Source organism: Bradyrhizobium algeriense (genome assembly GCF_003062295.1).
GTDB lineage: Bacteria > Pseudomonadota > Alphaproteobacteria > Rhizobiales > Xanthobacteraceae > Bradyrhizobium > Bradyrhizobium algeriense.
On the sequence record NZ_PYCN01000003.1, the window covers coordinates 440,663 to 467,483 of the forward strand.

The following is a 26,821-nucleotide window of genomic DNA, read 5'->3' on the forward strand; positions in this document are numbered from 1 at the left end:
TTAATGCGCGACGCCGAGATAGGCGTCGATCACGCCCTGATTCTTCTTGACCTCATCCGGGGTGCCGTCAGCGATCTTCACGCCGTGATCGAGCACCGCCACGCGATGGGAGAGATCCATCACCACAGCCATGTCGTGCTCGATCAGCGCAATAGTCGTGCCGTAATGATTGTTCACGTCGATGATGAACCGCGACATGTCCTCCTTCTCCTCGAGGTTCATGCCTGCCATCGGCTCGTCGAGGAGAAGAAGATCCGGCTCCATCGCAAGGGCACGGCCGAGTTCGACGCGTTTCTGCAGGCCATATGGCAAACGCGCAACCGGCACCTTGCGGATCGCCTCAATCTCCAGAAAATCGATGATCTCCTCGACCCGGTGCCGATGCTCGATCTCCTCCGCCAGCGCAGGGCCGTAGCGCAGCATCTGCCAAAAAAGGCCCCGGCGCATCCTCAATGTGCGACCAGCCATAATATTGTCGAGCGCGCTCATTCCCTTGAACAGTGCGACGTTTTGAAAGGTACGCGCGATGCCGCCACGGGACGCCTCGAACGGCTGCATCTGGGCGCGGGTCCGTCCCTTGAAGGTGATCGCGCCGTGATTGGGATGATAGAAGCCGTTGATGACGTTGAGCATCGAAGTTTTTCCGGCGCCGTTCGGTCCGATGATGGCGCGAACTTCGCCCTTCCTGATGTCAAACGAAACGTCCCTCAACGCTTTCACGCCGCCAAACGCTAGTGATACGCCCTGGACCAGAAGCAAAATTTCGCTCGTATCCGACACCCTCATGCGGCTTTCCCCAAAGGTTCTGTCGCACCAATTGTTTGCAGGTCGCGGATATTGACCCGTGCCGCGATCATGCCCTTGCGACCGTCCTCAAAGGTGACCTCGGTGGAAATGTCGGCTTTATGCGAGCCGTCGTAGAGCGCCGTGATCAGTGGCGCATAGCGCTCGGCGATGAATCCGCGGCGAACTTTCTGCGTGCGGGTCAATTCGCCATCGTCGGCGTCGAGTTCCTTATGCAGAATGAGAAAGCGGCGAATCTGCGCGCCCGCCAACACCCTTCCCTCCGCGAGAGAGCGGTTCACCTCGGCAACATCTTTCGCCACCATTTCGTAGACGAGCGGATGCCCCGCCAGCTCCTGATAGGAACCGTATGCGATGTTGTTGCGTTCGGCCCAGTTCGCCACAGCGACCGGGTCGATATTAAGAAAGGCACAAACGAAATCCCTGGAGTCGCCGTAAACGACCGCCTCCTTGATGTTGGGAAAAAACTTCAACTTGTTCTCAAGATACTTCGGCGCAAACATCGTGCCGTCAGCCAGCCGACCAACATCCTTCGCGCGATCGATGATCTTCAGGTGCCCGGTCTTCTCGTCGAAGTAACCGGCGTCGCCAGTCCTGACGTAGCCGTCGGACGTCATGGCCTCCGCAGACTTCGCTTGATCCTTGAAGTATCCGACGAACATGCCCGGTGAGCGGAACTGCACCTCGCCTGTTTCCGCAATGCGGATGTCGACGTTCGGTGCAGCCGGGCCGACCGTATCGGAGTAGATCTCACCGTCAGGCTGGCAGGTAACGTAAAGGAACGCTTCGGTCTGGCCGTACAGTTGCTTCAGGTTCAATCCGATCGAGCGGTAGAACGCGAACAGATCCGGACCGATGGCCTCGCCCGCAGTATAGGCGACGCGCACGCGAGACAGGCCAAGAACGTTCTTGAGGGGCTCGTAGACCATCAAGCGCCCGACCGCATATAGCAGCCGGCCAGACAGCGGCACCGACTTTCCGGTCAAAATCGACTCGCCATACCGCCGCGCAATGCCAAGGAAGTAGTTGAACATGCGCCGCTTGATGGCTGCGGCGTCCTCCATGCGGATCATCACCCGCGTCAGCATGGCCTCGAAACCACGCGGCGGGGCGAAATAGAAGGTTGGTCCGATCTCGCGCCGATCCTGTTCGATCGTCTCACTGCTCTCGGGACACGCCATACAGAATCCAGCGACAATGCCCTGTGCATAGTTGAGGTAATGATCGCCGACCCAGGCGAGCGGCAGGTAGGCGAGCGCCACGTCCTTGTCGGTCAGGCTGTCGAACCTGACGGTATCAGTCGCAGCATCGATGCAGCCTCGCGCCGACAGCATGACGCCCTTCGACGCGCCGGTTGTTCCCGAGGTGTAGAGGATGATCGAGATGTCAGAACCTTCACCCTGCCGGATGAACTCGTCGATCTGCCTGCCGAGCGCCGCGCTGGCCGCAAGCGCGGTGCGGCCGTCTTCGATGACATCGCTGATTGCGATCAGGCGGTCGCGGTCGTAGTCGTCGAGGCCACGCGGCTCGTCATAGACGACCATGTGGAGATGCGGCACCCGGTCGGATACAGAAAAGACCTTGTCGACCTGCTCCTGATCTTGCGCCGCAACAAACCTCACGTCGGCGTGAGCGAGGACATAAGCAAGCTCGTCAGCCACCGCATCCGAATAGATCGGAACCGGAATCGCGCGCAGCACTTGCGCTGCCATCAGCGTCCAATAGAGCTTCGGCCGATTGGAACCAACGATGGCGATCGTGTCTCCCGGGTGCAGTCCAAGTCGATGCAAGCCCGCAGCGTAAGCGCGCACTATCTCTGCGACCTGGGCCCAGGTCCACGTCTGCCAGATGCCGAGATCCTTGTGCCGAAACGCAGGACGGCTGCTAAACTGCGCGGCATTTCGCGCCAGCAGCTTGGGGAACGTGTCAAACGATCCGCCAACGGCCATGTCGGTCTCTATCTAAAACCGGCACGTTGGTTCGCGCCTGCTTATTGTGCGCTGCGCCCTTCGGGAAGCAGCCATACGGATTCCACATGCATCCCTTACATTACAACGGATCGGAAGTCCTACAAGTTCCGGCTTGACCGACCCGAACCCGCTGGTGGTGGGTATCAGTTGGTATAAATGAGAAAGCGGGCGACCGACGGTGGCGTAGCTCGCGCTACTTGCAGTAGCAGGCCTTCGAGGATGCAGACCGCAATTCACCGATTCAGCAGGTAACGTGAAAAAGGCCGATCTTCTTCGCGCGAGAGTTGTTGAACGTATGGATCGCCTCAGGAGTCGGCTGCAATAGGACCGTGCAACCCTTTTTCGCAAAATACGCCTCAGCTTCCGGCGATAGATGCACATTGCCGAACTGGCCCGAACCTAGAACTAGCTGCTCACATCCCTTCTCAAAGACGAACTTCGCTTCGTCCTTCGAGAGGACATGCGAGGTGCCGTAGTACTTCTTCGACAGCTTCTTCTTCCGCCTTGCCACTTCGCCGCACAGACGAATGATTACGTCGTGTTCATAGCTCTTCCCGTCAATCGTGATGGTGCCGAATGTAGTACGTTCGATCTCCATGGCCTGACCTCCTCATGATCCCGGCACGAGGCCCCGACTCCGCCTCGGCAGACGAGCCTGGCATCGATGTCAGGGCAGTCCGCGTCGCTCGCCGTCTCGCGAGCCTCCTGTTTCCGAACCTCGGACCCCGGCGGTGCCGTTAGCCGGCAATTCGCTGCTGCTGTCTACCCGACGATCTGGAACGCGTCAGCCGCGCGCAACACGGTGCCGTCTTCCCAGTGGCGTCCGACCAGCATCATGCCAACAGGGAGCCCTGCCGACATGCCTGCCGGAACCGTGGCGGCAGGATGACCAGTGACGTCGAACGGGCAAGTGTTGGAAATCATTTCGAGTGCCCGCGCAACGTAGTCCTCGCGGCTCGCGTCCGGCGGTGGGAGTAGCGTGGCCTTCAAAGGTAACGTCGGCATGAGCAGGAGATCGACGCCTTTGAGTTGCTCATCGTAGGCGGCGCGCAGCACGCGCGCGAGGTTTTGGGCCTTCGCGTAGTAGCGGCCCTGGTAATTGTCCTGCATGTACTGGCCGAGCAGGACAACGAGCTTGACGGTCTCCGAAAGGTCGTTGGCGCGCACCCGCCGGCTCCGGCCGTAGAAGTCCAGCAGCGAAGTCGTGTAGTGCCCTTTCCAGTTGGTTCCCATGCTGTTGCCGGCGACCATCAGCATCGTGGCGCCCTCGACAGCGATGGCATTCCAGATATGGATGCCGTCACGGTGGAGAGGGATCGATACCTCGCTTACAGTCCCTCCCGCTCGCGTCAAGCGCTGTGCCGCCTCGCGCACCATGGCGTCGACATCGGGCTCGGAATTGGGCCAGCCAAACCCTTCCTTAACGATCCCGATCCGCAGGCCGCGGGCGTCTCCGGTGAGCTGCTTGGTATAGGCTTCCGTACGCAGTCCCGCCGGTTGGCGCGGGTCGAGGCCATCGGCTCCGGCGAGCACCTCGAGAAGCCGGGCGGCATCGCCGGCGGTGCGGGCAATGGGCCCGGTATGATCAAGCGTCAATTCAATCGGGAAGACACCTGTGTATGGCACAAGCCCGTGCGTAGGCTTGTGGCCAACCGCTCCGCAGAAAGAGCTGGGAATTCGGATCGACCCTCCCTGGTCGCCCCCGATGGCCATGTCGCACTCGCCGGCGACGACGAGCGCGGCGCTGCCGCTGGAGGAGCCTCCGGCAGATCGCTTCGGATCGTGCGGATTGAGTACGGGTCCAGTGTCGGAGGTATGGCTACCGCCCGAGAAGCAAAGATGCTCGCACACCGCCTTACCGACGATCTCTCCACCGGCATCGAGGATGCGGGTCACAATGGTCGCGTCCACGTCGGGGACGTAGCCCTCCAGTACGTTGGAACCGTTCATCATCGGGATGCCGGCAACGCACACATTGTCTTTGATGGCGATTTTCTTGCCCGCGAGGGCCCCCGAAGTTGCGCCTTTGATCGAGCACCTCCAGTACCAGGCGTTGAGCCGATTGTCCGAGACACCTGGTCGGAACCCCGCGTCCCGCGGGTACTTCACCACCAATGTCGGCTCCGCGAACTGGTCCAGGCGACGGTACGACGCCAGCACACCGTCCATGAGGTTGCGGAACGACGTCAGATCGTCGCGGCTGAGAGCCAAGTTGTAGGATCTGGCGATGCGCTCCAGTTCAGGCAGCGGTGGCTTGCGCAGAACCCGCGGCGCCGTCGCCGTCGAGGGTGGCGGTTGCGTACCCGCCTCGGCGGCCGCACGAACGGGCGTTGTCGCCGCGGCGACAACGGTTGCTGCTGCGCCGGCCGCGCCGGCATGAAGGAAGCGACGACGCGAATAGTCTGGCGAGGCTCTCATAGCACATCCTCCCTCGACCAATGGGTTGACTTCTCAAATCCACCGCCCGCCCTAAAGCGTCGGGGACCGTCTGGTGGTCGGTGGCCGCGACGGTCACCAAGCGGAGGCCGCCGACGCTGCGGCCGGCGTGCCAAGCTGCAACATCACAATGAGTCCTTGCATTCGGACAGGGCTGAGGCGCAGCAGCCGCATGAGGTTGGGGCGTGAGGCTTGGCCGAGCGGATCGTGACGGCAATTAAGGCCTGTACTGGATGCCTCCGGCATCCTCGCGCGGACTGCGGAGCGACGCGCCGTCCAGCAGCAGATTATCGCGCAGCCACCGGCGATTTCAAGAGCTTGCATCTTTCCCGGTCAGCGCTCGGCAGCCACGTCGCGGAGCACTTCCACCTTCGCGACACATGCACAGTCAAGCCACACGCGAGATGTCTCCAGCGACCATCGGAGGCTTGCTTCAAAGTTCAGTCTTCACGATTTCACTGCACCCGGTATTTGCTCATGTAGTGCTTGCGCATGATCTTGCGGGTCTGCTCAGCAAGGCGCCTGTTAGTGCTCGTCTGCGGCCCGTCGCGGCGCTCCGGCGGCTTCGGCCGATGCGGATGAGGGCGCTGTTTGGTCGAATGCTGCCTTCGGGTCAAAGCGGCAGACCTTTGTTCATGCGACGATCTCGACCGGGCTGCCGATGGCAAGACCGAGATCGCGGTCCGCCCGCCCCTGATTGACGGCAATTTCGGCAAGCCCGTTGGAGTTCTCATACCAGAAAGCCGCGCCCGGCGGCAGATCACTGAAGGTCCTCGCGCGGTCCAGAACCCGACCTGCCGCGGTCAGCCTTGCGCCGGGCGGCAGCATAGCCGCCCTCAGCCCGGTCATGGCATTGCCGTAGTGATCGACGTAGACGATCTCGCGGAGGTCGTCCGGCCAGTCTGCCCGGCGATCTGCGCCATCGCGACGTGGCTGGCCGGGGGGCGGATCACCGCGCGCCAGCATGGCTGCCACGGGGGCGAAGAGGTCGCGCCCGTGAAAACTGGCCGAGAGATGCTTCGGCTTCCAGTCGATGTCCCAGCTGCGCGTTTCTCGGGCTCTGCGCTGGATCAGCTCAAACAAGCCGTTGCCGGGGCCGACATACCAGCGGCCGTCAGCCTCGAGAAAAATCGATGGCCGAGTCCCGCCTACGCCGGGATCGACAACGCAGAGAAAGACGGTTCGCACCGGAAACCACGCGGCATAGGCCGCCAACAGATACGCCGATGCCTTGGGATTGCCGACTGGCGCATCGGCGAAGAGGTCGATAATGGGTATGCCCGGCGCCATCTGGTGCAGCACCGCCTTCATCTGACCCGTATAGGGGCCGTGCAACCCAAAATCCGTGAACAGCGCAATCATGGTGTCAGCTCGCCCAAGTGCGTGTGTCCATCTCGCTCGAAATCGCTATACTGACCCATCCGAGCCGTACGACGGACTGCGGTCGCAGCAGCACGCCAGGTCCCGCTCGCTCTCCCTCAATCGGCTCGCCCACTGTGATCATAGGCTCGGCGCAATGTCGATCTCGCGTCTGCTCATCATCTTCGGCTTGTCGCTCGTTGCGCTTGGGCTGCTATGGCCAGTGATCAGCAAGATCGGCTTGGGCCGCCTGCCCGGCGACATCGTCATCGAGCGCGACAACTTCCGCGTTTATATCCCGCTCGCAACATCGCTGCTGGTTAGCGTGATCCTTTCCCTGATCCTTTGGCTCGCTAACCGTTAGCCGTCGGCGCCTCTTGCTCGGGATGGACGGCGCTCGGCAGCGTTCGCGGCCGGCCTGCCGGCAGCATCATCGTCTGCGCCGTGAGCAGCCACGGCGTCCACATCAGTCGTGTGGCCTGCACCCAAAACGAGAAAGGGTTAGCTGCCTCGAACGCGGACCCGAGCGCTTCGAAGGACGGTGTTGCCCGCAGGTTGATTGACATCTGCTCCCAATCACCATTCGGCGATTGCCGGTGAATGATGTCGATGTCGAGGCCGGGCAAACGAGCGGTTGCTCTTTTGGCATCGATATCGCTGTCTGGACTGTACATCCGCTCACGCATCGGCCTCTACCATCTTAGTGCACCGATTCCGTCCTGCTGGGCACCCGCCGCGACCGGCTTGCTGATTATCGCTCATTATTCCGGGCAATGAAAGCTCGGAGACTTGCTGTCACGACCATGGCCGCACCTTGCGGAAGGACGGAACTCCGCCTCCTTGAGGCGCGCGTAGCGTTTCATCGGCATCGGTTGAAACCGGTTAGCCGTGTGGCGTGCCGACCGCGCTGCCTTGCTTTCACAGAAGACCTTCGGCCGGTCGTCATTTGTTCGCTGGCCTTTATCCTACTGGAGGGTCAGGTCGCTGGTGTCGAGTGGGTCACCACAAGCTGTCTGTCAGAATCGAACATAACCCTTGTTCTGAACCGCTGACATTGCCGATCGAGCGTCTGTTGTAGCCATTCCATGTCCTGGCGCGACGGATAGGATAATCGAAAGTTCCTGATCCGCAGGGGAACCAGGTTCAGTGCGCGGAGGCTTCCGCTGGTTCGTTCCAGGTCCGCAAAATACATCAGCGCCAGATCGTCACGGTACCGCTCGTAGCCACGAATGCCCTCATAATCGTTCAGAAAATCGCCGCAGCCATAGAGAATGAGACGATTGCGATAGATTTCGATGGCTCTCGGGTGATGCGAAGAATGCCCGTGAACCACAGATACCCCTGCTTCGTCGATGAGAGTTCGAGCGAAGGCCATCTGTCCATCTGGAACATGAAATCCCCAATTGGATCCCCAATGAATTGAAACGACGACAAGATCGTTCGGGCGCTTCAGCGCGGCGATTTGATTGGCAACCCTCGAAGCGTCCTGTTCGGACACCCCGGACAACAAATTGATACCGGGTGTATGGGCTGTTGCCGCCCAGTCGGGGGGAATGCCGCTCGAAACTTGATGCGCTTGTCTGCCGCCTGCGCGGTCAGGCGCTAGTCGAATATCACCATCAAATGAAGCGCCGACACGAGAAGGCCATCCGGGCGGAGACTGGCGCCCAAAGGGATTCGAACGCCGACCGCTCAGATTCGTAGTTCAATGCTTGATTACTCCCGTCAGAAGCAGCGGTCGTCGGCGACGCGAAATCGCGGTTTTCACAGGGCTTTTCGGCTGCGATACCGCTCCGCAGGTCGCGCCGACACCCGGGCAGAAGTGAGTGATTTCAGTGAGCTAAAGAAAAGTTTGGGCAGCAAATGCCTTATTGCGTTCCAAAGCGTTTCAAAACGGCTGCCCAAACCTGCCCTAAAGGCGACGAAAAGCCGAGCCTTGCCGCCAATACTGCAAGCTCACCGGCGACGGCACACAAAACTGCCAACTTGGCGCTATCTTGAGTTAAGCATCCTCGCCGCGCCTCTCATGGCATCCGGGCGCGGTCGCTACGACTGCAAATCACTAGTGCAACACTTCACTCATCCAATTTCTTGCTCAGTTCAGGATTGAGCTTGTTCCGGTCGACAGACTGATAGAACGTGATCGGTCTGCATTTTCCTTCGAAATCCGCGAGAACAATGGCCGTCCACGGACTCGTGGTCTCGCCCGAATTGTCGCGGAGGTCCGGCATGACCTTGCGAGCAGCGATCACATACCAAGCGCGACCAGCTGCTGCGGCCTTCGCAGCCGCCGCGAATTCATCCAATATTCCGCGCAGATTTTTGCGCATTTCTTCTTCGCTGTCCCCGCGCAGATGTTTTCGAGACGACTTTCCCGCCTCTCCGTACTCATGATGAATGTTCAACTGCAGTCGGGCATCATCCACTTCGATCTTGGTGACCCGTATCGCGGCTCCGCCTTCGCGAAGATAGTCTCGCACCCGGACGTCGCAGGCCAAAAATCTGTCCGTGGGTGGCTGGGCGACGTTAGCTGCAGGCGGGACCGCGGCAAGAGCCCGGGTTTTCTTTTTTCGAGGAGCAGCATCCGCAGGCATCGTGGCGATGGCGGCGCTGAGAAGCGCCGCGGCAAGCACGACTGGGAGACGGGCATTCATGAGTGCACTGCCAATGCGGTGTCTCTAAAACGCACCGGCCGCAGCGTTGGTTCCGGGGCTAGGGAACTTTTTCCTCAGTACAGCCTTGTTTAGTGTTCTAGAAAAACGGGACCTTACAGGAGCGGCTTTTTCGACCGGCGGCAGGTCATGGACTCGATTCTCATCAAGATCTTCGCCACGGCGCTTGCCTTCAGCCAGGTCACTACCCGGCCGGAGGGGGTCAAGACGGAGTTCGATGCGGTGCGCGACCGCTTCGAGGTGGCGCAGCTTTTGAATGCCGGCTGCGCCCACATGCGCAAGGCTTTCGACATCGAGGACATCAACCTGGACGATCTGATTGCCACTGCCATGGATGACAAGGAGGCGTTGAGCAGCGAGATCAAGGCACTCAAAGGCCTGAATCTGGCCGACCTCCACCTGGCCTACAGGCAGTTCTGCAAGGTCGAAAAAGTGGAAGGATCTCCGGTCGATCTTGGTCAGGTCATCGCTTTCTACAACAGCGCGGTCAAGGATCTGCCCGACGCCGTGCAGCTTAAGCACCTCAGGCTTCCTGGCATGAGCGTAGTCCTCGACAACAAGACCGAGCGCGTTGCCGAGATTTACGCGCCGAACAATCGCCGCATCTGGGTCAAGCTTGCGGATATCCCAGAAGCGGTGCGCAACGCTTTCATCGCCGCCGAGGACAAGCGTTTCTTCCAACACGCCGGCATTGACGAGCGCGGACTGGTCCGCGCCTTCATCGGCAACTTCACGCAGCCGAGCCGGCCGCAGGGCGGCTCGACCATCACGCAGCAGGTCGCCAAGAACCTGCTGGTGGGCAACGACATCACTTACGAAAGAAAACTGCGCGAGATGATCGTTGCCTCGCGGATGGAGCGCGCCCTGACCAAGGCGGAAATCCTCGAACTCTATCTCAACTCGATTTATCTCGGTCGCGGAGCCTGGGGCATCGAGATGGCGGCGCGCAGCTATTTCGGCAAACCAGCCAAGGCGCTCTCCGCAGTCGAGGGCGCGCTGCTCGCCGGGCTCGCCAAGGGACCTAACTACTTCAATCCCGACCACCACCCTGAGCGCGCGCGCGAGCGCCTTGCCTACGTGCTGGGCCGCATGCAGGATGACGCCATGATCGACGCCGCCGCGGCGCGAGCAGTATTGCCGCAGCTCGTCGAGTACCGGCCGACGCGACGGGACTTCGCCTTTCACTTCGTCGATCACATCGGCCGCGAGGCAAAGCTGGTCGCGGGCCTCGATACTCTCACCAGTTCCTCCTACACGGTGCGTTCGACCGTCAACTCTGCCTTGCAGCGCATAGTCGAAGCGACATTGCAGGAGGGCCTCGCGCGGTACGAGCTGAACACCAATCGTTACAAATTTGAGGGACCCGAGGCGAACATTTCCGATGCTGTCCGTCTCAGAGCGGCTGATCTGAGGGCCACGGAGCCGGCTTGGCTGGTGGCGTTGAAGACGACGCGGCTACCTCTCTATGACGTTCACTGGGAATCGGCGGTCATCCTGGAGAGTACGCGTGGCAAGAGCGGCCATGCGATCAACGTCGGTCTGACCGATGGAAGCATCCTGCCGCTGAACACCTGGAGCACTGCGATCCGGCGCGGTCTCAAGCCGTACGACGTGGTCTACGTGCAGGTGCGCAAAGCCAGTGGTAAGCAAGCGGCGCGTGCCGATCTGCGCATTCGACCGACCGTGCAGGGAGCGGCGCTCGTACTCGAGAACGAAACCGGCCGCATTCTGGCGATGGCGGGTGGCTTTTCGTATCCGGCAAGCCAGCTCAACCGCGTGGTCCAGAGCCTGCGGCAACCCGGCTCCACCTTGAAGCCGCTGACCTACCTCGCCGCCCTTCGGAAGGGATTGCAGCCTAACACGCTGGTGATGGACGAACCGATTACGCTGGCACCGATCGGGGCGACGGTCCACGCGCGCCAGCGCGGTTTCTGGTCGCCGAAGAACTACGAGGGCGGCGCTTCGGGCGCCATTACACTGCGGCGTGCGCTGGAAAACTCCCGGAATCTCGCCACCGCGCAACTGCTGGCGACCGGTCTCGACGTCAGCGCCGAGCGAGGCCTCGACCGGGTCTGCGAGATCGCGATGGAAGCGCAGCTCTACAAGGACTGCATGCGCTACTACCCGTTCGTGCTCGGTGCCCAAACGGTGCGGCTCATCGACCTTGCGGCGTTCTATGCAGCGATCGCCAACGAAGGCGCACGGCCCCAGCCCCATGCGATCGAAACGATCGAACAGGACGGCCGCGCAATCTACCGCCACGATCCGCATGCGGTGTCCTGGATCGGCTTCGCCGACCGCGCATCGTTTTACCAGTTGAAATCAATGCTGCAGGGCGTGCTCGCGCGCGGAACCGCACGCGTGGTGAAGCATCTCTCGCCCTATGTCGGCGGCAAGACCGGTACCACTGATAATTCGGCCGATGCCTGGTTCGTCGGTTTCACAAATGACGTCACCATCGCCATCTGGGTCGGCTACGACAACAACGATGGCACGCGCCGCACCCTTGGGCCCGGCCAGACCGGAGGGAAAGTGGCGCTGCCGATGTTCGAGCCGATCGTGCAGGCGGCCTGGGAGCTGCACGCTCCCAGGACGGCGTTGAAGGGCCCTTCGCGTGAAGCCATGCATCAGCTCGTTGCTCTGTCGATCGATCCCCATACCGGGGATCCTGCGCCGGCCGGCTCCGGGCGCGCTTTCACCGAGTACCTCAAGAGGGATCCGGCGGGCAGAATCGATGATACGCAATTTCGGATCGTCTCGCGCGCAGAACGCTACGCCCATCGCGGCGGTTATGACGAAGACGACGGGCCATTCCAGCAGTGGTCCCACGATAACCGCCTTTACGGCGATATCCGGCCGCCCTTTCCATTCCCGAACTGGCGTCTTGGTCCGCGCGAATATCCCTCCTGGCGCGGATATCCCGATGACGAGGACCGCCTCCCGCGACCGCCGCTCCGAGTCGATCCCGATTATTTCTGGCGGCGGCTGAACTGAGCATTGACGCCATGAGCCTCCACCGTGCCGCTGTCCTCATCGCCGCCTGGTTGGCCACCTGCACGGGCGCGGCCGCGCAGGAATTCCAGGTGGAGGACGTGCCCGCAGTCGCCAGCGTTCCAATCGCACAGATCAAACCGCGCACGGTCATCTTCGCCGACCAACGCAACGACAAGCTCGCCGATACCTCGACCGGGCTCATTCCATTCGACGATTGGGCCCGCTCACGTCCGGTTCAGCAGCGCTTCCTCTCGCTCTTCCCGAGCTTCGTTGAGCCCACGCTCAACCAACAAACCAAGCTGAAGCTCTCGATCTACCAGGCGGAGGCGCGGTTTCGACTTACAAGACCGGCAGCGGCATTGGATCTGTCAAGATATGCAAACGTCGCGTTCCTCGAGCAGATCGATCCGGCAGTCAAGCACCGGCCGATCACGGCGGGCGATGCTGTTCCCAACAAGGACACCGGCGCCGCGCTCAACCGTCCGCCGAATCGCCACTGGTGCGAGGACGCGAAGGCGATCTGCGTACAGTCCCGCTACATGTTCGAGGGGAAAATTCCGGCGGGCATTCAGCTTGCCAACAAGTTGCGCGAGGAGAGCAAAAAGCCGATTCCGGATTTCATCGAGTTTCAGAGTGAGATGATGCTGGTCAGGCAGCCTCACCTTGCCGAGCTGCCGAGCCTGACAGGGCTCGACTCCACGGTCACCAGCGGGCTCGAGCAGAACATCTTTTGGGTGAACCAGGTCATCCAGTTCGGCAAGCTGCTAGCGGTTCTGCAACAGCATCCGAGCGAGCGGGAAGCCGCCATCGCGACGGTCTACATCGTGATTGCGGTCAGGAACGACGTGCTGAACAAGCAAAGGGAACACAGCAAAACACCCATTCTGCGAAACCTCGTGCCCGCGCAACTGCTCATGGGCAACAGCTCCTTCAACAGCGGCGATTCGCTGAGCGCCGGCCTGCCGAAATACGCCAGAAGCCGCATCAAGGCAATCGCCGAACTGATGGAGCGGGAATGAGCAGAGCGTGTGCGGCGGCGAATGGACGCCGGTAGATGGACAAATCGCGTTTGCAGTCGACGGGCGTCTAAGAAACCCGCGAACTGGCAAACAGTCACCGAGCCAGGGGCAAGACTCCTGCCCACCACCGCTTGCAAGATCAGTCGGCGGAACGGGAAAGGTCGCGCATGGAGCGTTCGGACTGATCCAGCTCAATTTTTGATCCGTCTGCGTCCGGCGCTTGGAGAACGAGCCAAAATCCTGGAAGCATGGTCACGACCGATGGAGTGAGCAGGCCGCTTCCGTCCGCCCCCCAACCATGAACGCAAGAAGATTGGTGACTTCCGGTTAGCGGCAAAATGCAGTTGCGTTTTCGGTCGGAGCGATAGTGCGCGTTCCCACGCGCCAGCATAGAGCGCAGCCGCCGCGAATTGTGAAAGGTAGACGTGCCGCAACTCACCGACAGCGACATATGGCGGCTGGCGAGCAACAGCCGAACCCGATCACCCCCTGCGATCCGAGAGTTCTTCAGCGACGCGCGCTCCCAGATGTCTCAGTGATCGCGAGCAAACGCTATCGTGCGCCATTCGCAGGGTGGCAGTCGCAATGATGTCCCGCAAGGCCGTGATAATATCGCTAACGGTGGAACGGATATCGACCTGTTGAGCAGCGTGGCCCGATCCGCCACGAAAAGTGCTCACCTACCGTGAACTATGATGTGCCGGCATAACGATGCAAGAGCTTGCTGCGGCGAAGGACGGGCGTTTAAGGAGCAGTTAATACTTTTGCGCAAATGATAGACAACCAGCGCAACATTAGATCGTCGCAAGAAGTGCGAGCAGAACTCAGGCCCCTCATGAGGGATTAGCATGAGAACGCTTCTCATTGGTGTTCTGGCTGCGACCCTGGTTGGCTGTAGCTGCCTTTTACCGCCGCAAGCGAGCATGGACGCGTGCATGGACGCGAGCGGGTCCGGCTGTCTCAACGGGATGGCGGTCAGTCGGTCGATTGAACCGGCGCCAGCGTCATCCAGGACCAGTTCCGCGACAACAAAAGTCAAGTCCACGATCGCGACGAAGACGGAAAAGCCGTCGATTGCCGACGTCCGCGACAGGCCCCAACCCGCTGAGAAAAAGGCGAAGTCCGCCATGATCGAAGCGAAAGTCGAGGCTCCGGCATCTGGTCGGCCCGCTGAGACGTCCGATCCGGTCATTAGCAAGGCGAAGACCACGATTGCTGCGAAGTTGGAGGACCCGACATCTGCCGAGTTCGGTGAGATGAAACGGGCCATCCGCAAAAATACGCTCGGAAAATCCGTCGACACCATTTGCGGCCGTGTCAAAGGAAAGAAAGCGTCGGGCGAAGATACTGGAGATAGGCCGTTTCTATATCTCGTGACGGAAGATGAAGCATACGTCGTCGATGGTCCCGCGAATTCGGCGGCGGCGAGCGCGTATCGCAATATTTGCAGCAGCTAGCCCGGAACAACGGAACCGCTGCCAAGATCTGTTGCAACGGACCAGAAGGTCCCTGACGACGTTCCTGACGAACTTGAAAGTCGGAAGCACGTCGCGATCAGCAGCAATTCGCTGCAGAGTGTGTGGGGCAGACTTGCTCCATGGAAAATGGAAATCAAAACTGGTGGAGTACTCAGCGTTTCTCTGAACTCGAGGATATCATGGACGATCTCATTAATCTCGCCGAACTAACCCATGGGTCACCGCCGGTGCTCGTGATCATCGAACAACATGTCCTGGCGCGTACGTGCATCCTCAATATCCTCAAGAGAGAACTCACTGGATTCGAGATCGTCGAGATGGCAACGACGAGTGGCCTGAACTCATTGTCCGGCAGAGATATCCGCTTGATTGCGCTGAATATCGGGGACAAGCAGATCACCGACCCTTCGATCGAGGAAAGCCTTGCCCTCCTCGCAGAATCCTGCCCGAAAGCGTCTGTTGCCGTGTTGTCAAATCGCAACGACGATGCGACAGCTTCAGCTGCGATGCAACGGGGAGTGCGCGGCTTTTTCCCGACATCGATCCCGGTCGAAGTCGCTGTTGCCGGGTTACGGCTTGTCCTTGCCGGTGGGGTCTACCGACCGTTACCGATCGTTGGGCAAAATGGAGCGTCGAGCCTCAAGGCGATATCGGAATGCCCCGACGCGCCCGAGCTATTCGGAGCTAACGAGGGTAACGGCACCACCAGGATTGTGCCGGAGAAGGCGATGGTCGACCTTACGCCACGCGAACAACATGTGCTCGAGGCGCTGCAGCTCGGCCTTCCCAACAAGTTGATTGCCGTCAGGCTCAACCTTTCGGAAAACACCGTAAAAATGCACATTCAACGCATCATGCGAAAATGCTCCGCGCATAACCGCACCGAGGCGGTCATTCGCTGGAGCCGGCGACCTAACGGTCACGCGCAGCCCTCACGCGTGCGGTCATGAGAGCCGCCTGAGCTCGCGGTTCTGGTCGCAGCTTAATCCTCGCGGAACGCGCCGTGGAAGCTGTCGAGCAGAGGCCTGAGAGCGTAGAGCGCCACGGTGCCGCGACCCGTCTTGATGAACACCTGGGCCGGCATTCCCGGAATAATCTGGACACCATCGATCCCCGCGCCTGCCGGATCCTGAACTCGAATCTTCGTTGCGTAGTAGGGCTGATCCGTGCGCTTGTCGACCAGACGGTCGGCAGAAACGTGCGTCACAGTCCCATGGAGCCGTGGCACGCGGCGCTGATTGTAGGGCAGGAGATTCACATCTGCGCTCAGTCCGGGACGGACCACATCGATGTCCTCGGGCCTGACGCGCGCAATCACGATGAGCCGATCCTGCCGGGGAACCAGATCCATAAGAGGTGCGCCGGCGCCAATGACGCCGCCTGGGGTATGGACCTTCAGGTCGGTTACCACGCCGTCCTGGGGCGCCTTGACCGCCGTTCGGGACAGTTGGTCGTCCGCCGCCTGCAGTCGCTCGCGTACTTGAAAAATCTGGTTTTGCACCTCGCGCAGCGACTGCGCGATCTCGTTCTGACGGTCGTTCTCGAGCTTGAGAAGAGTCGCCTGCGATTCGTTGATAACCTGCCCGGCGCGCGATATCTGCGCGACAATCTCACCCCGCCGCCCCTCGATGTCAGCCATCTCCCGCTCGAGGTTCAGAAGGCGCGGACGCCGCTCAAGTCCCTTGTTAACGAGCATCGCGACGGTCGCCGCCTCCTCGCGGACGATTTCGATGCGCCTTGAGGCCGCGCTTTCCTGCGCCCTGAGGCCCTCGATCTCTTTCTCCACCTGCGACCTTTTCTCCCGATTTACGGCCGCTTGCGATTGAAAGACCTGCCGACGCGTTTCGAAGATGGCTTGCTGCCCCGCAAGGACATCTGCGACCGACGAACTAGCATACTGCGCCATCTCCAAGCTGGCCGAAAACAACACTTGTTCCTCTCCATGCTGTTCCGCCTGCAGCCGTGCTTCTCGTGCCGTCGCCTCCCACAACTGGCCTTGGAGGCCCTGCGCTTCGGCGCGCGCCTTGGTGTCCTCCAGCGAGATCAGCGTTTGTCCGGCGCGGACAACGTCGCCGTCCGCGACCAGAATTTCCCTGATGATGCCACCCTCGAGGTGCTGAATCGTCTTGCGGCTCGACTCGGATTCGACGGTGCCGATCGCAATCGCGGCGCTCTCAAGGGGGGCATAGGTTGACCAGGTGCCGAGACCAACGACAAAACCCCAAACCAGCAGGTTTCCAGTCCAGGTGACGCCGCGAAGTCGGTCGCGGAGCGCCGGCGGCGCCGATCTCAACCACCGTGGGACCTCCCAAATCTCGACCTGAGCGAATGCAATTTTCAGACGAGCCCATCCCCGTCGGGTCAAGCTACGGTGAAAACGCTTAATGCTGATCCAGCTGACACGGCGAAGCCGGTCACGGAGCTCTGGCGCCGCCGATCTCAGCCACCGCGGAACCTCCCGGACGTCGACGTGAGCGAATGAAATCTTCATGAGACAGGCTCGCGCGAAGTAACTTGGGGTCTTGCCACACACCTTTCGAAAACTTCCCTGCTGTCACCGAATGCGCTGACCGCACCACCCTGCATGATGGCAAGCTTGTTCGTTGCGCCGAGGATCCCTATCCGGTGGGTGATGATGATGACAGTTGTATTGGCCGCCTTCATCCGTTCAATCGCATCGAAGAGCATCCGCTCGCCGAGAGCGTCCAGGCTGGAGTTCGGCTCGTCGAGGACCACGAGGTGCGGGTCGCCAAAAAACGCCCGTGCAAGGCCGAGGCGCTGGCGAAACCCACGCGGGAGATTGGCCGCTCCAGCATTGACGACGGTATCGTACGCCTGCGGCAGCCGGATGATCGTCTCGTGAAGGCCGGCCAGCTTTGCTGCCTCAATGACCTTCTGCAGATCGCCGTCGTCCAGCCGTGCAATGATGTCCCTTACCGTTTCTCCGAAGAGATCGATATCCTGCGGCATATATCCGAGGCGCCCGCCGCCGCCCGAATCGTGCAGGGCTAGAATGTCGATGCCATCGAGCAGGACCGAGCCTGCGGTCGGTGCGGAGATTCCAGTGATGATCCTGCCGAGCGTGGATTTGCCGGAGCCTGATGGACCAATGATGCCCAGGCATTCACCGGGTGCGAGACTGAATGACACATCCTTCAGCATCCAATGGTCCGATCCCGGCACGGCGACGCCAACATTGTTGACGATGAGGCCGCCCTTCGGGCTCTCCGGGAGAACCCTGACGTTTGCAACCGTGGTGACAGCGGACATGATGTCGTTGAGCCGGCGGTAGGCGGCCAAGGCCATCGCGAATGCCTTCCAGCCTGCAACTGCCCCTTCAACGGGCGCGAGCGCGCGTCCGAACAACAGGGTCGTGGCAAATATGATAGCGGGACTTCTGCTTTGTTCCAGGACGAGCCAGGCGGCAGTGCCCATGATCAGTACCTGCGCCAGCGCCCGCACGGGTTTAGAGATCATCGTGATGGTTTCGTGGCGGCGTTGGACCACCTCTTGCTCACTCCTGGCATCCTGCGCAGCCTGGCGGATCAGGCGAGCGGCGCCGTCGAGCATTCCCATCGCCCTGATCACGTGGAGGTTTCCGACGGCCATGCCGAACCATCCCTGGCTCCTCGTCAGCGCGCCGGCTGACCGCGCCAGCGGTGCTTCCGTGAGCCAGTCTTCGACAAGCCCCAGACCCAGCAGGAAAAGCACGCTGAGCGCGCCTATCATTCCGAGCAAGGGATGCACGAGGAAGAGAACGCCGAGGAAGAGCGGTGTCCAGAGCGCGTCAAACAAGGTCGAGCAGGCTCCGGACTGAGCGAACTGACGCAGGATCGCAAGATCGCGATATGCCTCCGATGCCCGCGCCCGATCGGCATGGGCGCATTTGAAGCACGCGGAGAGCGCTGCCGGATGGAGTTCTTCTTCAAGCCACTCGCCCATCCGGCCCAATGCAGCGCGGCGCAGTGCATCAAGCACTCCGCCAACCACGACGGCAAACGCAACGATGAGAGTCAGCATCAGGAGCGTATCGCCGCTGCGGCTCGACAGCACGCGATCATAGATCTGAAGCAGATAGATGGAAGGCGCGAGAAGAAGGAGATTGTAGCTGCAGCTATACGCGAAAACGAGTCCGAGCGACCCTGCACAGGCCCACAACGCCGACTTCAACGGCGTCCGCGGTGGTGGCATCGTCTGCAGCCGGAGCGGTGGCATCAGCATTGCGGTCCCGCCAGATCTGAAGTCCGAACCTTCCGCCCGTTCCTCGTCGACCCCGCGACGAATTGAGAACCGGCGGCATTTCGCCGCCGGTCTCACCCCTCACAGGCATCGATCAGCTGAACATGCCTGAATCGTCGATATGGAAGTACTTGGAATCGTTAAGCACATCGTTCAAGTTCGCGGATTCGATGCTGGCCTTGAAGTAAATATCTCCGCCTTCCGCCTTGTTGTTGTTTCCGCCGTCGCCACCGACGCCGGCCATCACAGTCTGACTTTGGTCCGCAGCGAGCCAGTTTTCCTGATAGGCCGTCGTGTTGGCATCCACGTCGGATTTGTTATGGCCGCTCTCCGATTCCTGGTCGCCATTCGACACGGCCTTTCCGCCCTCTGCCTTGGAAAACTTCTCCGCCTTCGCATTCGCGCCCCCGGCGTCCCAGTATGCCTTCTGGTAAACGTCATCGCCGTTTTTGACGTGGACGTCGGCGCCTTCCGCCTTGTTGGTCGGCTCGAACTTGATACTCGGGTTGCTGATGATATTGCCCTCGTTGTAACCGTCTCCACCGTTACCTGCGCTGTTGCCGCCGGTCGATGCCTTGAACATGATCGTGTCTGAAGGAAATGGTGCCTTTGCCATCTGAGTCTCCCTGACGTGGTTTGCACACTGTGCGTCCCAATGTGGACAGCAACGATCTTGGATTTGGACACCGGATCGGTCTAGCCGCCAATGCTGGTGCCATCCGAAGCGAAGGTGTACGCCCGAAATGCTACCCTCTCGCCACCGGGATACGGGCAGCTCCAATGCCGCTCGAGCATCTTCAAGTGAAGCGGAGAGGTTCGCGCCAGGAAGACGCGTCAAATCAAAAGCCCGAAGCCCCGTTTCGATTCGATCGAACGGAAAACTCTAGGCATGATCCAGCAAGTGAAGGTCCGACAACAGGTGCATGGCGAAATCGCCGCCCAACGCAGTGTTGCCGTGGCCGCCGTCACCACCGATTCCGGAAATCTGGATCGCGCTCTGATCGAACACGACGTTGTTGCTCTGATGAGCATCGGCTGTTGAATTGTAGCCGGCGACCGCAATGTTGATCGGGGCGTAGATCGCCACGTCGATGTCGACCATGCTTCCCGAGAAATGGCCGTTGCCGCCGTTGCCGGCGCCGTTGTTGTCGGTTGCGATGACGTCAGAGCCGATCAAGTCGAAGATGGATGAGAAAATGTCCGCAGTTCCCCCAGTCGCGGCATTGCCGTTCCCACCATCACCCCCGACGCCGGCCATCTGAAATGCGGATTGATCGAACACCACATTGTTCGTCTGATCAGCGTGGGCACTGGAATTGTATCCCGCCACCGCGATGTTGATCGGATAGTATAACGCAAAGGACGCGTGAACGATGCCCCCATAAAAGTATCCGTCTCCGCCGTTGCCGGCGTGGTTATCCCCGCTGGCGATCGCATTGGAGCCAATCCCGCCGTGGTCGGACGCCACGCTTAACCCGCCGATGGTTTGGTGGGGCCCGTGGTTAGTTCCGGAGACAGACACATTTCCGCCAATCGCGGCATTGCCGTTTCCGCCATCGCCCCCGACGCCGGCCATCTGAAACGCGGATTGATCGAACACAACATCGTTCGTCTGATCGGCGTGGGCAATGGAATTGTATCCCGCCACCGCAATGTTGATCGGGGCATAGACCGCGACGGGAGCATGCACCATTGCTCCGAAGAAGTAGCCATCGCCACCATTACCGGCGCTGTTGTCACCGGTGGTGATCGCGCCAGAGCCGGCAGACCCGAACGCGCCGACCTTTCCGCCTAGTGCGGCATTCCAATTGCCGCCATCACCACCAATTCCGGCGATCTGGGTCGCGGACTGATCAAAATACGCAATGTTCGTCTGATAGGCGTCGGCTGTCGCATGAGAGCCGGCCTGTGCCACGTTGAGCGGCTGGAAAGCAGCGTAGCTCTTACCGATCAGGCTCCCGGCAAAATAGCCGTTGCCGCCATTGCCGGCGCTGCTGTCTCCCGTGTGGCTCGGGAAGTTTGGCCACGAATTCGCGGAAAGCCACCACGAGCCTGGTGCATCGTACCCGAGCGGATACTTGATGCCGAGGTCACCGCCGTCCGATACGCTCCGAACACCCATGGCTGCTGCCCTACCGAAATCGCTTCGCGCCGACTGGACGGACGCTCCCGAACTCAAGAAAGAATGTCACCGCGGCAAGCCAAAAGCCGAGTCGTCAATTCGGATCGCAAACGTTCGGATGGTTGACATGATATCGGTTACGCCCGTTCGGGCGTGGGTAGTGGTGCCTTGCCGTGAATCCTGGACACCTTCGCGGGAGGAAGTGGATTGTGTCGCCCGGCGAGACGTACCAAGATACTTTGTGCGTTCGAGAGGCTGAAGGTCGTTCGCAAGGAAGCGAGGAGCACGAACGACTTTACGCACTAGCCGATGAATCCAGTTCACCGACTCATAGGGCCGGCGGAAGCTCCACATGCGAGTAGCTGCGCGGCCCAACAGTGCGCTACCACGTCGCGAGCGCATGGCATATCGCTGCCTCGCCGTCGCGATCGCGAGATCGAAGGATCCATCTGCCTGCATCATCAGCGACGAGACTTTTTCGAAGGCCGAACCCTACGGGATCATGCTGCGCAGGGACGATGCGCCGTTCAAGGCCATAGCCAATCGAGCATCCGCGGATCTATACCGAAGCCCGGAGATCGAGGCGATCAACAGGATGTGGTTCGAATCGCCCGTCCCGCCCAACCAGCTCAATTTTAACACGCCGACGTCATCTATCCTGCGCAACGCGTTTGCGCATCTCTCTAACAGCCCGGATCGAGCGCTGAACGGACCGTATGGCGGTTCCGCGCAAGACTCCCTCACCTATTGGCGAGTATTCCAGATGCAACATTCCGCGAATTAAGCCTCCGCGCAGGCTCGGCGCAAATGTCGGCTTGCCGAACGAGATCACTCCGCTCCCGAAACATCGGCCCACCGCTGACGCCGCGGCCTGCTCAGTTCAGCCTGCTCACGTTGGTTGTTGCTAGATTTTCTTTGATCTCTCGGTGCACACATCGTGCACACGCCGCCTTCCAACTATTTGAAAAACCTAAACTCTCGCTCCAATCCATCATGGGTGCGACGGAAAATCGGTGGTCTAACATATTGTGTTCATTGGATACTGTAGCACCGCGTAAGCTGTTTTGGGCCGACAGACGGCGAGAGCCTGTAGAGCTAATGATTTTTCAATTCTTTTCAACCGGGGCGTGAACCCGTAAATCCAGAGTGCTCGGTGGAGGTCGGCAGCACGCTCAACTAAAAATATTGAAAACAACCCCATGCACAGTAGCCGAGTGCTTGCTGACATGGATGTTTTTTGCGATCCCGCGAACACATTTGACATGTCGGGCAAATCAGCGGCACCATTTCACCGTCGGGCATTCGTTTGGTTGAATCAAATTTGTAGTTGAACCAAGTTCGACTTTTTCAACTAATTTGCCTTGATCGATTTTTATCCGATCTATCATATAGGTCCGGATTGGAAGTGAAAATCGGGCTTTCGGATTCTCAGTGCACACGTCGTGCACACGCCTCGCGCACAACGTGCATCGGTGCCGCTACACTCTGATCGACGATAGCGTAGGTGAACTTTTGGCTGGCGACAGCATCGGTTCTCTTGCCTGCGGCTGTTGGTAGCGGGGAAGCGCTATCGCCTTTCCACACAACACCCAGACCTGCGATATAGCCTCCGATCGTACGCTTAGGAGCCGGGTTTGAGGGAAGCCTTCATGAACCGGCCTGCAAATGCACTCTCCGCAATTCGATCATCATCCGTTTCAATAAGTCTGGACCGCCCTTCTTTAGGCGAGCGGCATTGGCCGCGCTCCCATCCGTGACAGGGCAGTACTCCCGTCCCCAAATGCCGATCTGAGCCAAGACGGGCAAAAGCGCGATCCCCTTTTCTGTCAGTCTGTAGATCGCCTTCTGCTTGTGGGTTGGGTCGTCGGTCTTCGTCAGGACTCCCTGGGAGACCAGCGACGCAAGCCGGTCGCTCAGGATTCTGGTCGAGATCTTCTCGTCCGACGCCAGGAATTCTCTGAAGTGACGCTTACCGGCAAAGATCATGTCTCGAATGATCAGCAGCGACCATCGATCTCCGAACATCTCGAGCGCCAGGCTTATCGGACAGGCCGATCGCTGATCTTCCCGCATTGCTTCCCCCAATAATGTGAAAACGAAACTGCTTGCATTATGACATCAGTATCGGCATAATGCAACCAGTCTCTAAACGAGAGCATAAGGCGGCCGCCTGCGCCCGCCGCGAACTGGGAGCCCGGACGATGAAACCTGAAGCAATCGTGTCGCGCGCAGATTGGTTGCCTGCTCGGAAGGCGCTGCTTGAGAAGGAGAAGGAGCTTTCACGGCTCCGAGATCGGATCAGCGCCGAGCGGCGCGCCCTGCCATGGGTAAAGATCGAGACGCCTTACGCGTTCGAACGCGCGAGCGGCCGCGTACGTCTTGCGGATCTGTTCGCCGGCCGATCGCAGCTCATCGTCTATCATTTCATGTTCGCGCCCGAATGGGACGAGGGATGCGCCTCCTGCTCGTTCCTCGCCGACCATATCGACGGTGCGAACCTGCACTTGAGACATCACGATGTTTCCCTGGTCGCAATATCCCGCGCCCCCATCGAGAAGCTGCTGGCCTACAAGCGCCGGATGGGCTGGAGGTTCGAGTGGGTCTCGTCCTTCGACTCGACCTTCAACCATGACTTTGGCGTGTCGTTCACAACCGCCGATCTCACGCATGGCCCGAGTTACTACAACTATGAGAAGCGGGAGCGGCAGACCGAAGGCGAGGTGCCCGGCATTAGCGTGTTCGTCAAGGACGACGACGGAAAGGTCTATCACACATACTCGTCTTATGCCCGCGGCGGGGATCTGCTGATCGGCGCCTATAACTATCTCGACCTCACGCCGAAGGGCCGAAACGAGCATGGCCCTCACCACAACATGGTGGACTGGATCAAGCGTCACGACGCGTATGAAGGCGCCAATAACCGGGCCGGCGCTTGAAGTCTTCTGGATCAGCGGAAGCCATTATGCCTGGCGCGTGCTGCTGGTCAAAGGGATCGCCTACACCTCACGCCTCGTGCAGGCGTCCAATGGCGATACCAAGGCCGGGGTGTATCTCAGTCTGAACCCAAGGAGGTCGATTTGACAAAGGATACTAGGAAAATGACTTTCGTCGTTGTGGGCGCGACCGGCAGCGTCGGACGTGTCGTCGCCAGCACACTGGAAAGCCTTGGCCATCAGGTCCGGCCTGTCGCTCGCGGCTTGGGCATGCCGTTCGAGCGCAGGGAGAAGCTCAACGCAGCCTTTTCTGGCGCACACGGCGCCTATCTGATGATTCCGTTCGATTTCGGCGCACCCGATCTGCATCGCCGCGAAGCCGAGATTGGGGACGCACTAGCCCAAGCCGTCGCGGCGAGCGGCGTGCCACGCGTGGTGCTGCTAAGCGGTCTAAGCGCACATCTGAGTGAGGAGACTGTGGGCAGCGCGAAAGGCGCCGCAATGATGGAGCAGCGCCTCAACGCCATGAGTATCGGAGAGCTGGTCCATTTGCGGGCCGCCTTCTTCATGGAGAACTTGCTACAGGGCATCCCGCAGATGGCGCAAACCGGTAACTTCAGGTGGGCGTTTTCCGGCCGTAAACCGATGCCGATGATTGCAGCCAGAGATATCGGCGTTCGCGCAGCCGAAATTCTTGTTACCGCGGAAGTCGGCCCCCGCGTGCAGGAGCTGCACGGCCCCCGCGACTATAGCATGGCAGAGGCGGTGAGCATTCTTGGTGCCTCCGTCGGTCTGCCCAATGCCCGCTATTTTCAGCTGTCCTATGAGGAAGGCCGGGCCGGGATGATCGGCGCTGGGGCATCGCCAAGCCTTGCCGACGCCGTCATGGTGACTGCGCGGGGGTTCAATGAAGGTCGGGTCTGGGCGAGGGAAACCAGATCGCCACGAAACACGACTGAAACCACCTTGGAGACGTTCGCGGCAGAAACCTTCGCCCCCGCCTATCGAGCGGCGGTTGAGAAGAGCGGGCAATGACCTTTTGTGGTGACGCTTTCTACGTCCGACAACTGAGACTGCTCGTCAGCACTCGCGTGTCTCCCCTGCCCTCGAAATTTTGGTCGTGCACATGTACCAACCGCAGGCGCCAGAGCCGAGCGCGCATTGAAGCGTGAAGAGCAAGCGGTTGAAGTACAGAACAGTTAATTAGCGGAGGGCCACCGTATGGCGAAAACCGACACGCCAAAAAAGCCAAGACCAAAGCCTAAGCCGACCGACAAAGAGCAATCCGAGCGGTTCATTGAAACCGCCCGGGAGCTTGGCGTTGATGAGTGGCGAACACTTCGAATCATTATTCAGGAAGATTGTTTATCCGAAAGATTCTCGTAGTCCGGATACCTCGGATCGAAAGAAGAAAAGTGATTAGCGAACTGCTCTAGATAGCCGGGATTTTCTTTGAAGTGATTCAGCCAAAAGTCGCGAATTTCGATGATGTTTTCGCGCGCCGTAATTTGTGCTTCGAAATCCATGTTGCGCTGGAGATGTAGAACCTCCTTCTGAGCGAGCACATTGGCTCCATGCTTGAAGATGGAATTTGCATGCCTGTACAGTTCCCAGGCCACTAGATCGGCCGCCTGCAACGGCCTCACTTTGGTAGAATTTAGGAAGGCGTAGCCCGTAAGCTGCGGGGGCGGTTTGGTGTGTAGCTCAAAAGCGTCGTAAACAGCTCCCGTGTATCTTTGCACACCATCAGGCCGGTGGTCGAATACGAAGGTCATGTGAGGATCGAAGGTGTTGGCCTTCACCCAACGCACCGACCGAACAAAACATTGGTTTATGCAGAAGCCTTCGGGCGTACCCAAGACTTTCCTAAGGTCCCCAGTGATTATTTCCTCCCAATCCTTCCTGCGGCACGCAAGTCCATACGCGGCAACGTCGGATTCGATGATGGCATTTCGTAGCTGCAGCCGGAAATAGTCAGTCTCCGTGCGCGTCCAGCGCAAAAATTCGCCGACGCTGTTATCGCAATCGTAGGCGTGGAATCGCTTGATTGGGTCTTTGCGACCGCAAAGCGGGGAATCCAGGTGACGCTTCCAATTGCGGTCGAGATTGTCCATGCGCGCCTCGGTACCAAAGATGCCCGCAACTAAAACAATATCGGCTCGTTCGCCGTGCGTACCGCTGTCATCGAAATAGGCCGTAATCATACCAAGGCAGCCTTCGGAACAGTCCCGAGGCAACAGGGCTTTAAAATAGCTCTGCCATCGAGACGCTACTCACAGTAGCACCGGGGGACTGGGTACGCAAAGTATACCATCGCCCAGTGCAGACATAGTCCGCGCGTACTCAGCAACGAAATCCGCGTTGATCAAATGCGAACTGAAGAGGTCATGCGTACTCCAACGTCAGCGTATGTCACGAAACACCTCAATATTGAGTGACTTCGACAGTACGCAGAAGTCACCAGGCCTGGACTTCTATCAATCGGCAAACCAACTCCAATCGACCGTTTGATGAGTCGGGCACATGGATCGACCTTTTCAGTTCGCAGAGCTTCGGTTGTCCACAATGACCTGCAGGAAGCCGCGGTCGCACCGGGCCTGACGGCGCAGAATTGTCGGATCGCTGGCAAGACGCGCTGCGAATGAAAGATATGATCAGGGCGCTGTGGCAGCGGATCGCGGAAGAGGAAGCGCGCCCGCGATGACATGCAAGAAGCCGTCAGGCTGCTCTGCGTTTCGATATCCGGATTTGCACCTCCACACGGTTGACCCGAAATGCGGCGCGGCGCGGCCAGC

The 26,821-nt window shown here is 59.8% G+C and carries 20 protein-coding genes and 2 pseudogenes; 8 read left to right on the forward strand and 14 right to left on the reverse strand.

The annotated features are described in order from the left end of the window. The 5 genes from C7G61_RS09685 to C7G61_RS09705 form a co-directional block, all read right to left on the reverse strand. Positions 1–786: an ABC transporter ATP-binding protein gene (locus C7G61_RS09685; protein WP_108513855.1), complete on the reverse strand. Its 786-nt coding sequence runs from the start codon at positions 784–786 to the stop codon at positions 1–3. Further along, complete coding sequence (locus C7G61_RS09690; RefSeq protein WP_108513856.1) at positions 783–2,753, reverse strand: AMP-binding protein; 1,971 nt, start codon at positions 2,751–2,753, stop codon at positions 783–785. The genes C7G61_RS09685 and C7G61_RS09690 overlap by 4 nt, the downstream gene beginning before the upstream one ends. A gap of 262 nt (positions 2,754–3,015) precedes the next feature. After that, positions 3,016–3,372: an Mth938-like domain-containing protein gene (locus C7G61_RS09695; RefSeq protein WP_108513857.1), complete on the reverse strand. Its 357-nt coding sequence runs from the start codon at positions 3,370–3,372 to the stop codon at positions 3,016–3,018. Between the two features lie 164 nt (positions 3,373–3,536). Then, complete coding sequence (locus C7G61_RS09700; protein ID WP_274542268.1) at positions 3,537–5,036, reverse strand: amidase; 1,500 nt, start codon at positions 5,034–5,036, stop codon at positions 3,537–3,539. An 807-nt stretch (positions 5,037–5,843) separates the two neighbouring features. Further along, complete coding sequence (locus C7G61_RS09705; RefSeq protein ID WP_108513859.1) at positions 5,844–6,572, reverse strand: SAM hydrolase/SAM-dependent halogenase family protein; 729 nt, start codon at positions 6,570–6,572, stop codon at positions 5,844–5,846. Between the two features lie 154 nt (positions 6,573–6,726). On the opposite strand from C7G61_RS09705, the gene C7G61_RS09710 reads away from it, so the two are divergent. Further along, on the forward strand, positions 6,727–6,933 hold the full coding sequence (locus tag C7G61_RS09710) for a DUF2905 domain-containing protein (RefSeq protein ID WP_420836745.1): 207 nt from the start codon (positions 6,727–6,729) through the stop codon (positions 6,931–6,933). Here C7G61_RS09710 and C7G61_RS09715 read toward each other — a convergent pair. The 3 genes from C7G61_RS09715 to C7G61_RS43860 form a co-directional block, all read right to left on the reverse strand. Continuing rightward, positions 6,923–7,255: a hypothetical protein gene (locus tag C7G61_RS09715; RefSeq protein WP_145963590.1), complete on the reverse strand. Its 333-nt coding sequence runs from the start codon at positions 7,253–7,255 to the stop codon at positions 6,923–6,925. The two genes, C7G61_RS09710 and C7G61_RS09715, sit on opposite strands and share 11 nt — an antisense overlap. Before the next feature lie 290 nt (positions 7,256–7,545). Then, a complete protein-coding gene (locus C7G61_RS09720) occupies positions 7,546–8,265 on the reverse strand; it encodes a CapA family protein (RefSeq protein ID WP_108513861.1) in 720 nt (239 codons plus the stop codon). A gap of 379 nt (positions 8,266–8,644) precedes the next feature. Next, a complete protein-coding gene (locus tag C7G61_RS43860; protein ID WP_145963591.1) occupies positions 8,645–9,223 on the reverse strand; it encodes a hypothetical protein in 579 nt (192 codons plus the stop codon). Between the two features lie 147 nt (positions 9,224–9,370). Here C7G61_RS43860 and C7G61_RS09735 point away from each other — a divergent pair, with 147 nt between their 5' ends. The 4 genes from C7G61_RS09735 (at position 9,371) to C7G61_RS09755 (ending at position 15,682) form a co-directional block, all read left to right on the forward strand. Beyond that, on the forward strand, positions 9,371–12,235 hold the full coding sequence (locus C7G61_RS09735) for a penicillin-binding protein 1A (protein WP_108513864.1): 2,865 nt from the start codon (positions 9,371–9,373) through the stop codon (positions 12,233–12,235). An 11-nt stretch (positions 12,236–12,246) separates the two neighbouring features. Then, positions 12,247–13,254, forward strand: a complete 1,008-nt coding sequence (locus C7G61_RS09740; RefSeq protein ID WP_108513865.1) for a hypothetical protein — start codon at positions 12,247–12,249, stop codon at positions 13,252–13,254. Between the two features lie 848 nt (positions 13,255–14,102). Further along, positions 14,103–14,711: a hypothetical protein gene (locus C7G61_RS45945; RefSeq protein ID WP_244608217.1), complete on the forward strand. Its 609-nt coding sequence runs from the start codon at positions 14,103–14,105 to the stop codon at positions 14,709–14,711. 200 nt (positions 14,712–14,911) lie between these two features. Next, positions 14,912–15,682, forward strand: coding sequence for a response regulator transcription factor (locus C7G61_RS09755; RefSeq protein WP_244608218.1), 771 nt, complete (start codon positions 14,912–14,914; stop codon positions 15,680–15,682). Between the two features lie 32 nt (positions 15,683–15,714). On the opposite strand, the gene C7G61_RS09760 is transcribed toward C7G61_RS09755, so the two are convergent. The 4 genes from C7G61_RS09760 to C7G61_RS09775 form a co-directional block, all read right to left on the reverse strand. Continuing rightward, positions 15,715–17,025, reverse strand: a complete 1,311-nt coding sequence (locus tag C7G61_RS09760; protein ID WP_244608219.1) for an HlyD family type I secretion periplasmic adaptor subunit — start codon at positions 17,023–17,025, stop codon at positions 15,715–15,717. A gap of 194 nt (positions 17,026–17,219) precedes the next feature. After that, a complete protein-coding gene (locus tag C7G61_RS09765) occupies positions 17,220–18,953 on the reverse strand; it encodes a type I secretion system permease/ATPase (RefSeq protein WP_108513869.1) in 1,734 nt (577 codons plus the stop codon). Between the two features lie 112 nt (positions 18,954–19,065). Then, a complete protein-coding gene (locus tag C7G61_RS09770) occupies positions 19,066–19,587 on the reverse strand; it encodes a hypothetical protein (RefSeq protein WP_244608220.1) in 522 nt (173 codons plus the stop codon). A gap of 267 nt (positions 19,588–19,854) precedes the next feature. Beyond that, positions 19,855–21,093, reverse strand: a complete 1,239-nt coding sequence (locus tag C7G61_RS09775) for a hypothetical protein (RefSeq protein WP_108513870.1) — start codon at positions 21,091–21,093, stop codon at positions 19,855–19,857. A 415-nt stretch (positions 21,094–21,508) separates the two neighbouring features. Between C7G61_RS09775 and C7G61_RS45950 the strand changes: the two are divergent. Beyond that, positions 21,509–21,790: pseudogene (locus C7G61_RS45950) on the forward strand (amino acid ABC transporter substrate-binding protein); the annotation flags it as partial. A gap of 965 nt (positions 21,791–22,755) precedes the next feature. Here C7G61_RS45950 and C7G61_RS09785 read toward each other — a convergent pair. After that, positions 22,756–23,166, reverse strand: a pseudogene (locus tag C7G61_RS09785) (winged helix-turn-helix transcriptional regulator); the annotation flags it as partial. A gap of 128 nt (positions 23,167–23,294) precedes the next feature. On the opposite strand from C7G61_RS09785, the gene C7G61_RS09790 reads away from it, so the two are divergent. Together C7G61_RS09790 and C7G61_RS09795 are read left to right on the forward strand one after the other, a co-directional pair. Then, entirely contained in the window at positions 23,295–24,029 is a 735-nt protein-coding gene (locus tag C7G61_RS09790; RefSeq protein ID WP_108513873.1) for a DUF899 domain-containing protein, read from the forward strand. A gap of 162 nt (positions 24,030–24,191) precedes the next feature. Then, on the forward strand, positions 24,192–25,061 hold the full coding sequence (locus C7G61_RS09795; protein WP_108514094.1) for an NmrA family NAD(P)-binding protein: 870 nt from the start codon (positions 24,192–24,194) through the stop codon (positions 25,059–25,061). 317 nt (positions 25,062–25,378) lie between these two features. Here the strand turns inward: C7G61_RS09795 and C7G61_RS09800 are convergent, their stop codons facing one another. Continuing rightward, the gene (locus C7G61_RS09800) at positions 25,379–26,230 is read right to left on the reverse strand and encodes a DUF3800 domain-containing protein (protein ID WP_108513874.1); all 852 of its coding nucleotides are present in this window, start codon (positions 26,228–26,230) and stop codon (positions 25,379–25,381) included. Positions 26,231–26,821 lie beyond the last annotated feature (591 nt).

What these genes read in the sequence shown, in the direction of transcription:
- C7G61_RS09685 (WP_108513855.1), bottom strand. Translation starts at nt 786, where the DNA reads ATGAGGGTGTCGGATACGAGCGAAATTTTGCTTCTGGTCCAGGGCGTA.
- C7G61_RS09690 (WP_108513856.1), bottom strand. Translation starts at nt 2,753, where the DNA reads ATGGCCGTTGGCGGATCGTTTGACACGTTCCCCAAGCTGCTGGCGCGA.
- C7G61_RS09695 (WP_108513857.1), bottom strand. Translation starts at nt 3,372, where the DNA reads ATGGAGATCGAACGTACTACATTCGGCACCATCACGATTGACGGGAAG.
- C7G61_RS09705 (WP_108513859.1), bottom strand. Translation starts at nt 6,572, where the DNA reads ATGATTGCGCTGTTCACGGATTTTGGGTTGCACGGCCCCTATACGGGT.
- C7G61_RS09710 (WP_420836745.1), top strand. Translation starts at nt 6,727, where the DNA reads ATGTCGATCTCGCGTCTGCTCATCATCTTCGGCTTGTCGCTCGTTGCG.
- C7G61_RS09715 (WP_145963590.1), bottom strand. Translation starts at nt 7,255, where the DNA reads ATGCGTGAGCGGATGTACAGTCCAGACAGCGATATCGATGCCAAAAGA.
- C7G61_RS43860 (WP_145963591.1), bottom strand. Translation starts at nt 9,223, where the DNA reads ATGAATGCCCGTCTCCCAGTCGTGCTTGCCGCGGCGCTTCTCAGCGCC.
- C7G61_RS09735 (WP_108513864.1), top strand. Translation starts at nt 9,371, where the DNA reads ATGGACTCGATTCTCATCAAGATCTTCGCCACGGCGCTTGCCTTCAGC.
- C7G61_RS09740 (WP_108513865.1), top strand. Translation starts at nt 12,247, where the DNA reads ATGAGCCTCCACCGTGCCGCTGTCCTCATCGCCGCCTGGTTGGCCACC.
- C7G61_RS45945 (WP_244608217.1), top strand. Translation starts at nt 14,103, where the DNA reads ATGAGAACGCTTCTCATTGGTGTTCTGGCTGCGACCCTGGTTGGCTGT.
- C7G61_RS09755 (WP_244608218.1), top strand. Translation starts at nt 14,912, where the DNA reads ATGGACGATCTCATTAATCTCGCCGAACTAACCCATGGGTCACCGCCG.
- C7G61_RS09765 (WP_108513869.1), bottom strand. Translation starts at nt 18,953, where the DNA reads ATGCTGATGCCACCGCTCCGGCTGCAGACGATGCCACCACCGCGGACG.
- C7G61_RS09770 (WP_244608220.1), bottom strand. Translation starts at nt 19,587, where the DNA reads ATGGCAAAGGCACCATTTCCTTCAGACACGATCATGTTCAAGGCATCG.
- C7G61_RS09775 (WP_108513870.1), bottom strand. Translation starts at nt 21,093, where the DNA reads ATGGGTGTTCGGAGCGTATCGGACGGCGGTGACCTCGGCATCAAGTAT.
- C7G61_RS09790 (WP_108513873.1), top strand. Translation starts at nt 23,295, where the DNA reads ATGAAACCTGAAGCAATCGTGTCGCGCGCAGATTGGTTGCCTGCTCGG.
- C7G61_RS09795 (WP_108514094.1), top strand. Translation starts at nt 24,192, where the DNA reads ATGACTTTCGTCGTTGTGGGCGCGACCGGCAGCGTCGGACGTGTCGTC.
- C7G61_RS09800 (WP_108513874.1), bottom strand. Translation starts at nt 26,230, where the DNA reads ATGATTACGGCCTATTTCGATGACAGCGGTACGCACGGCGAACGAGCC.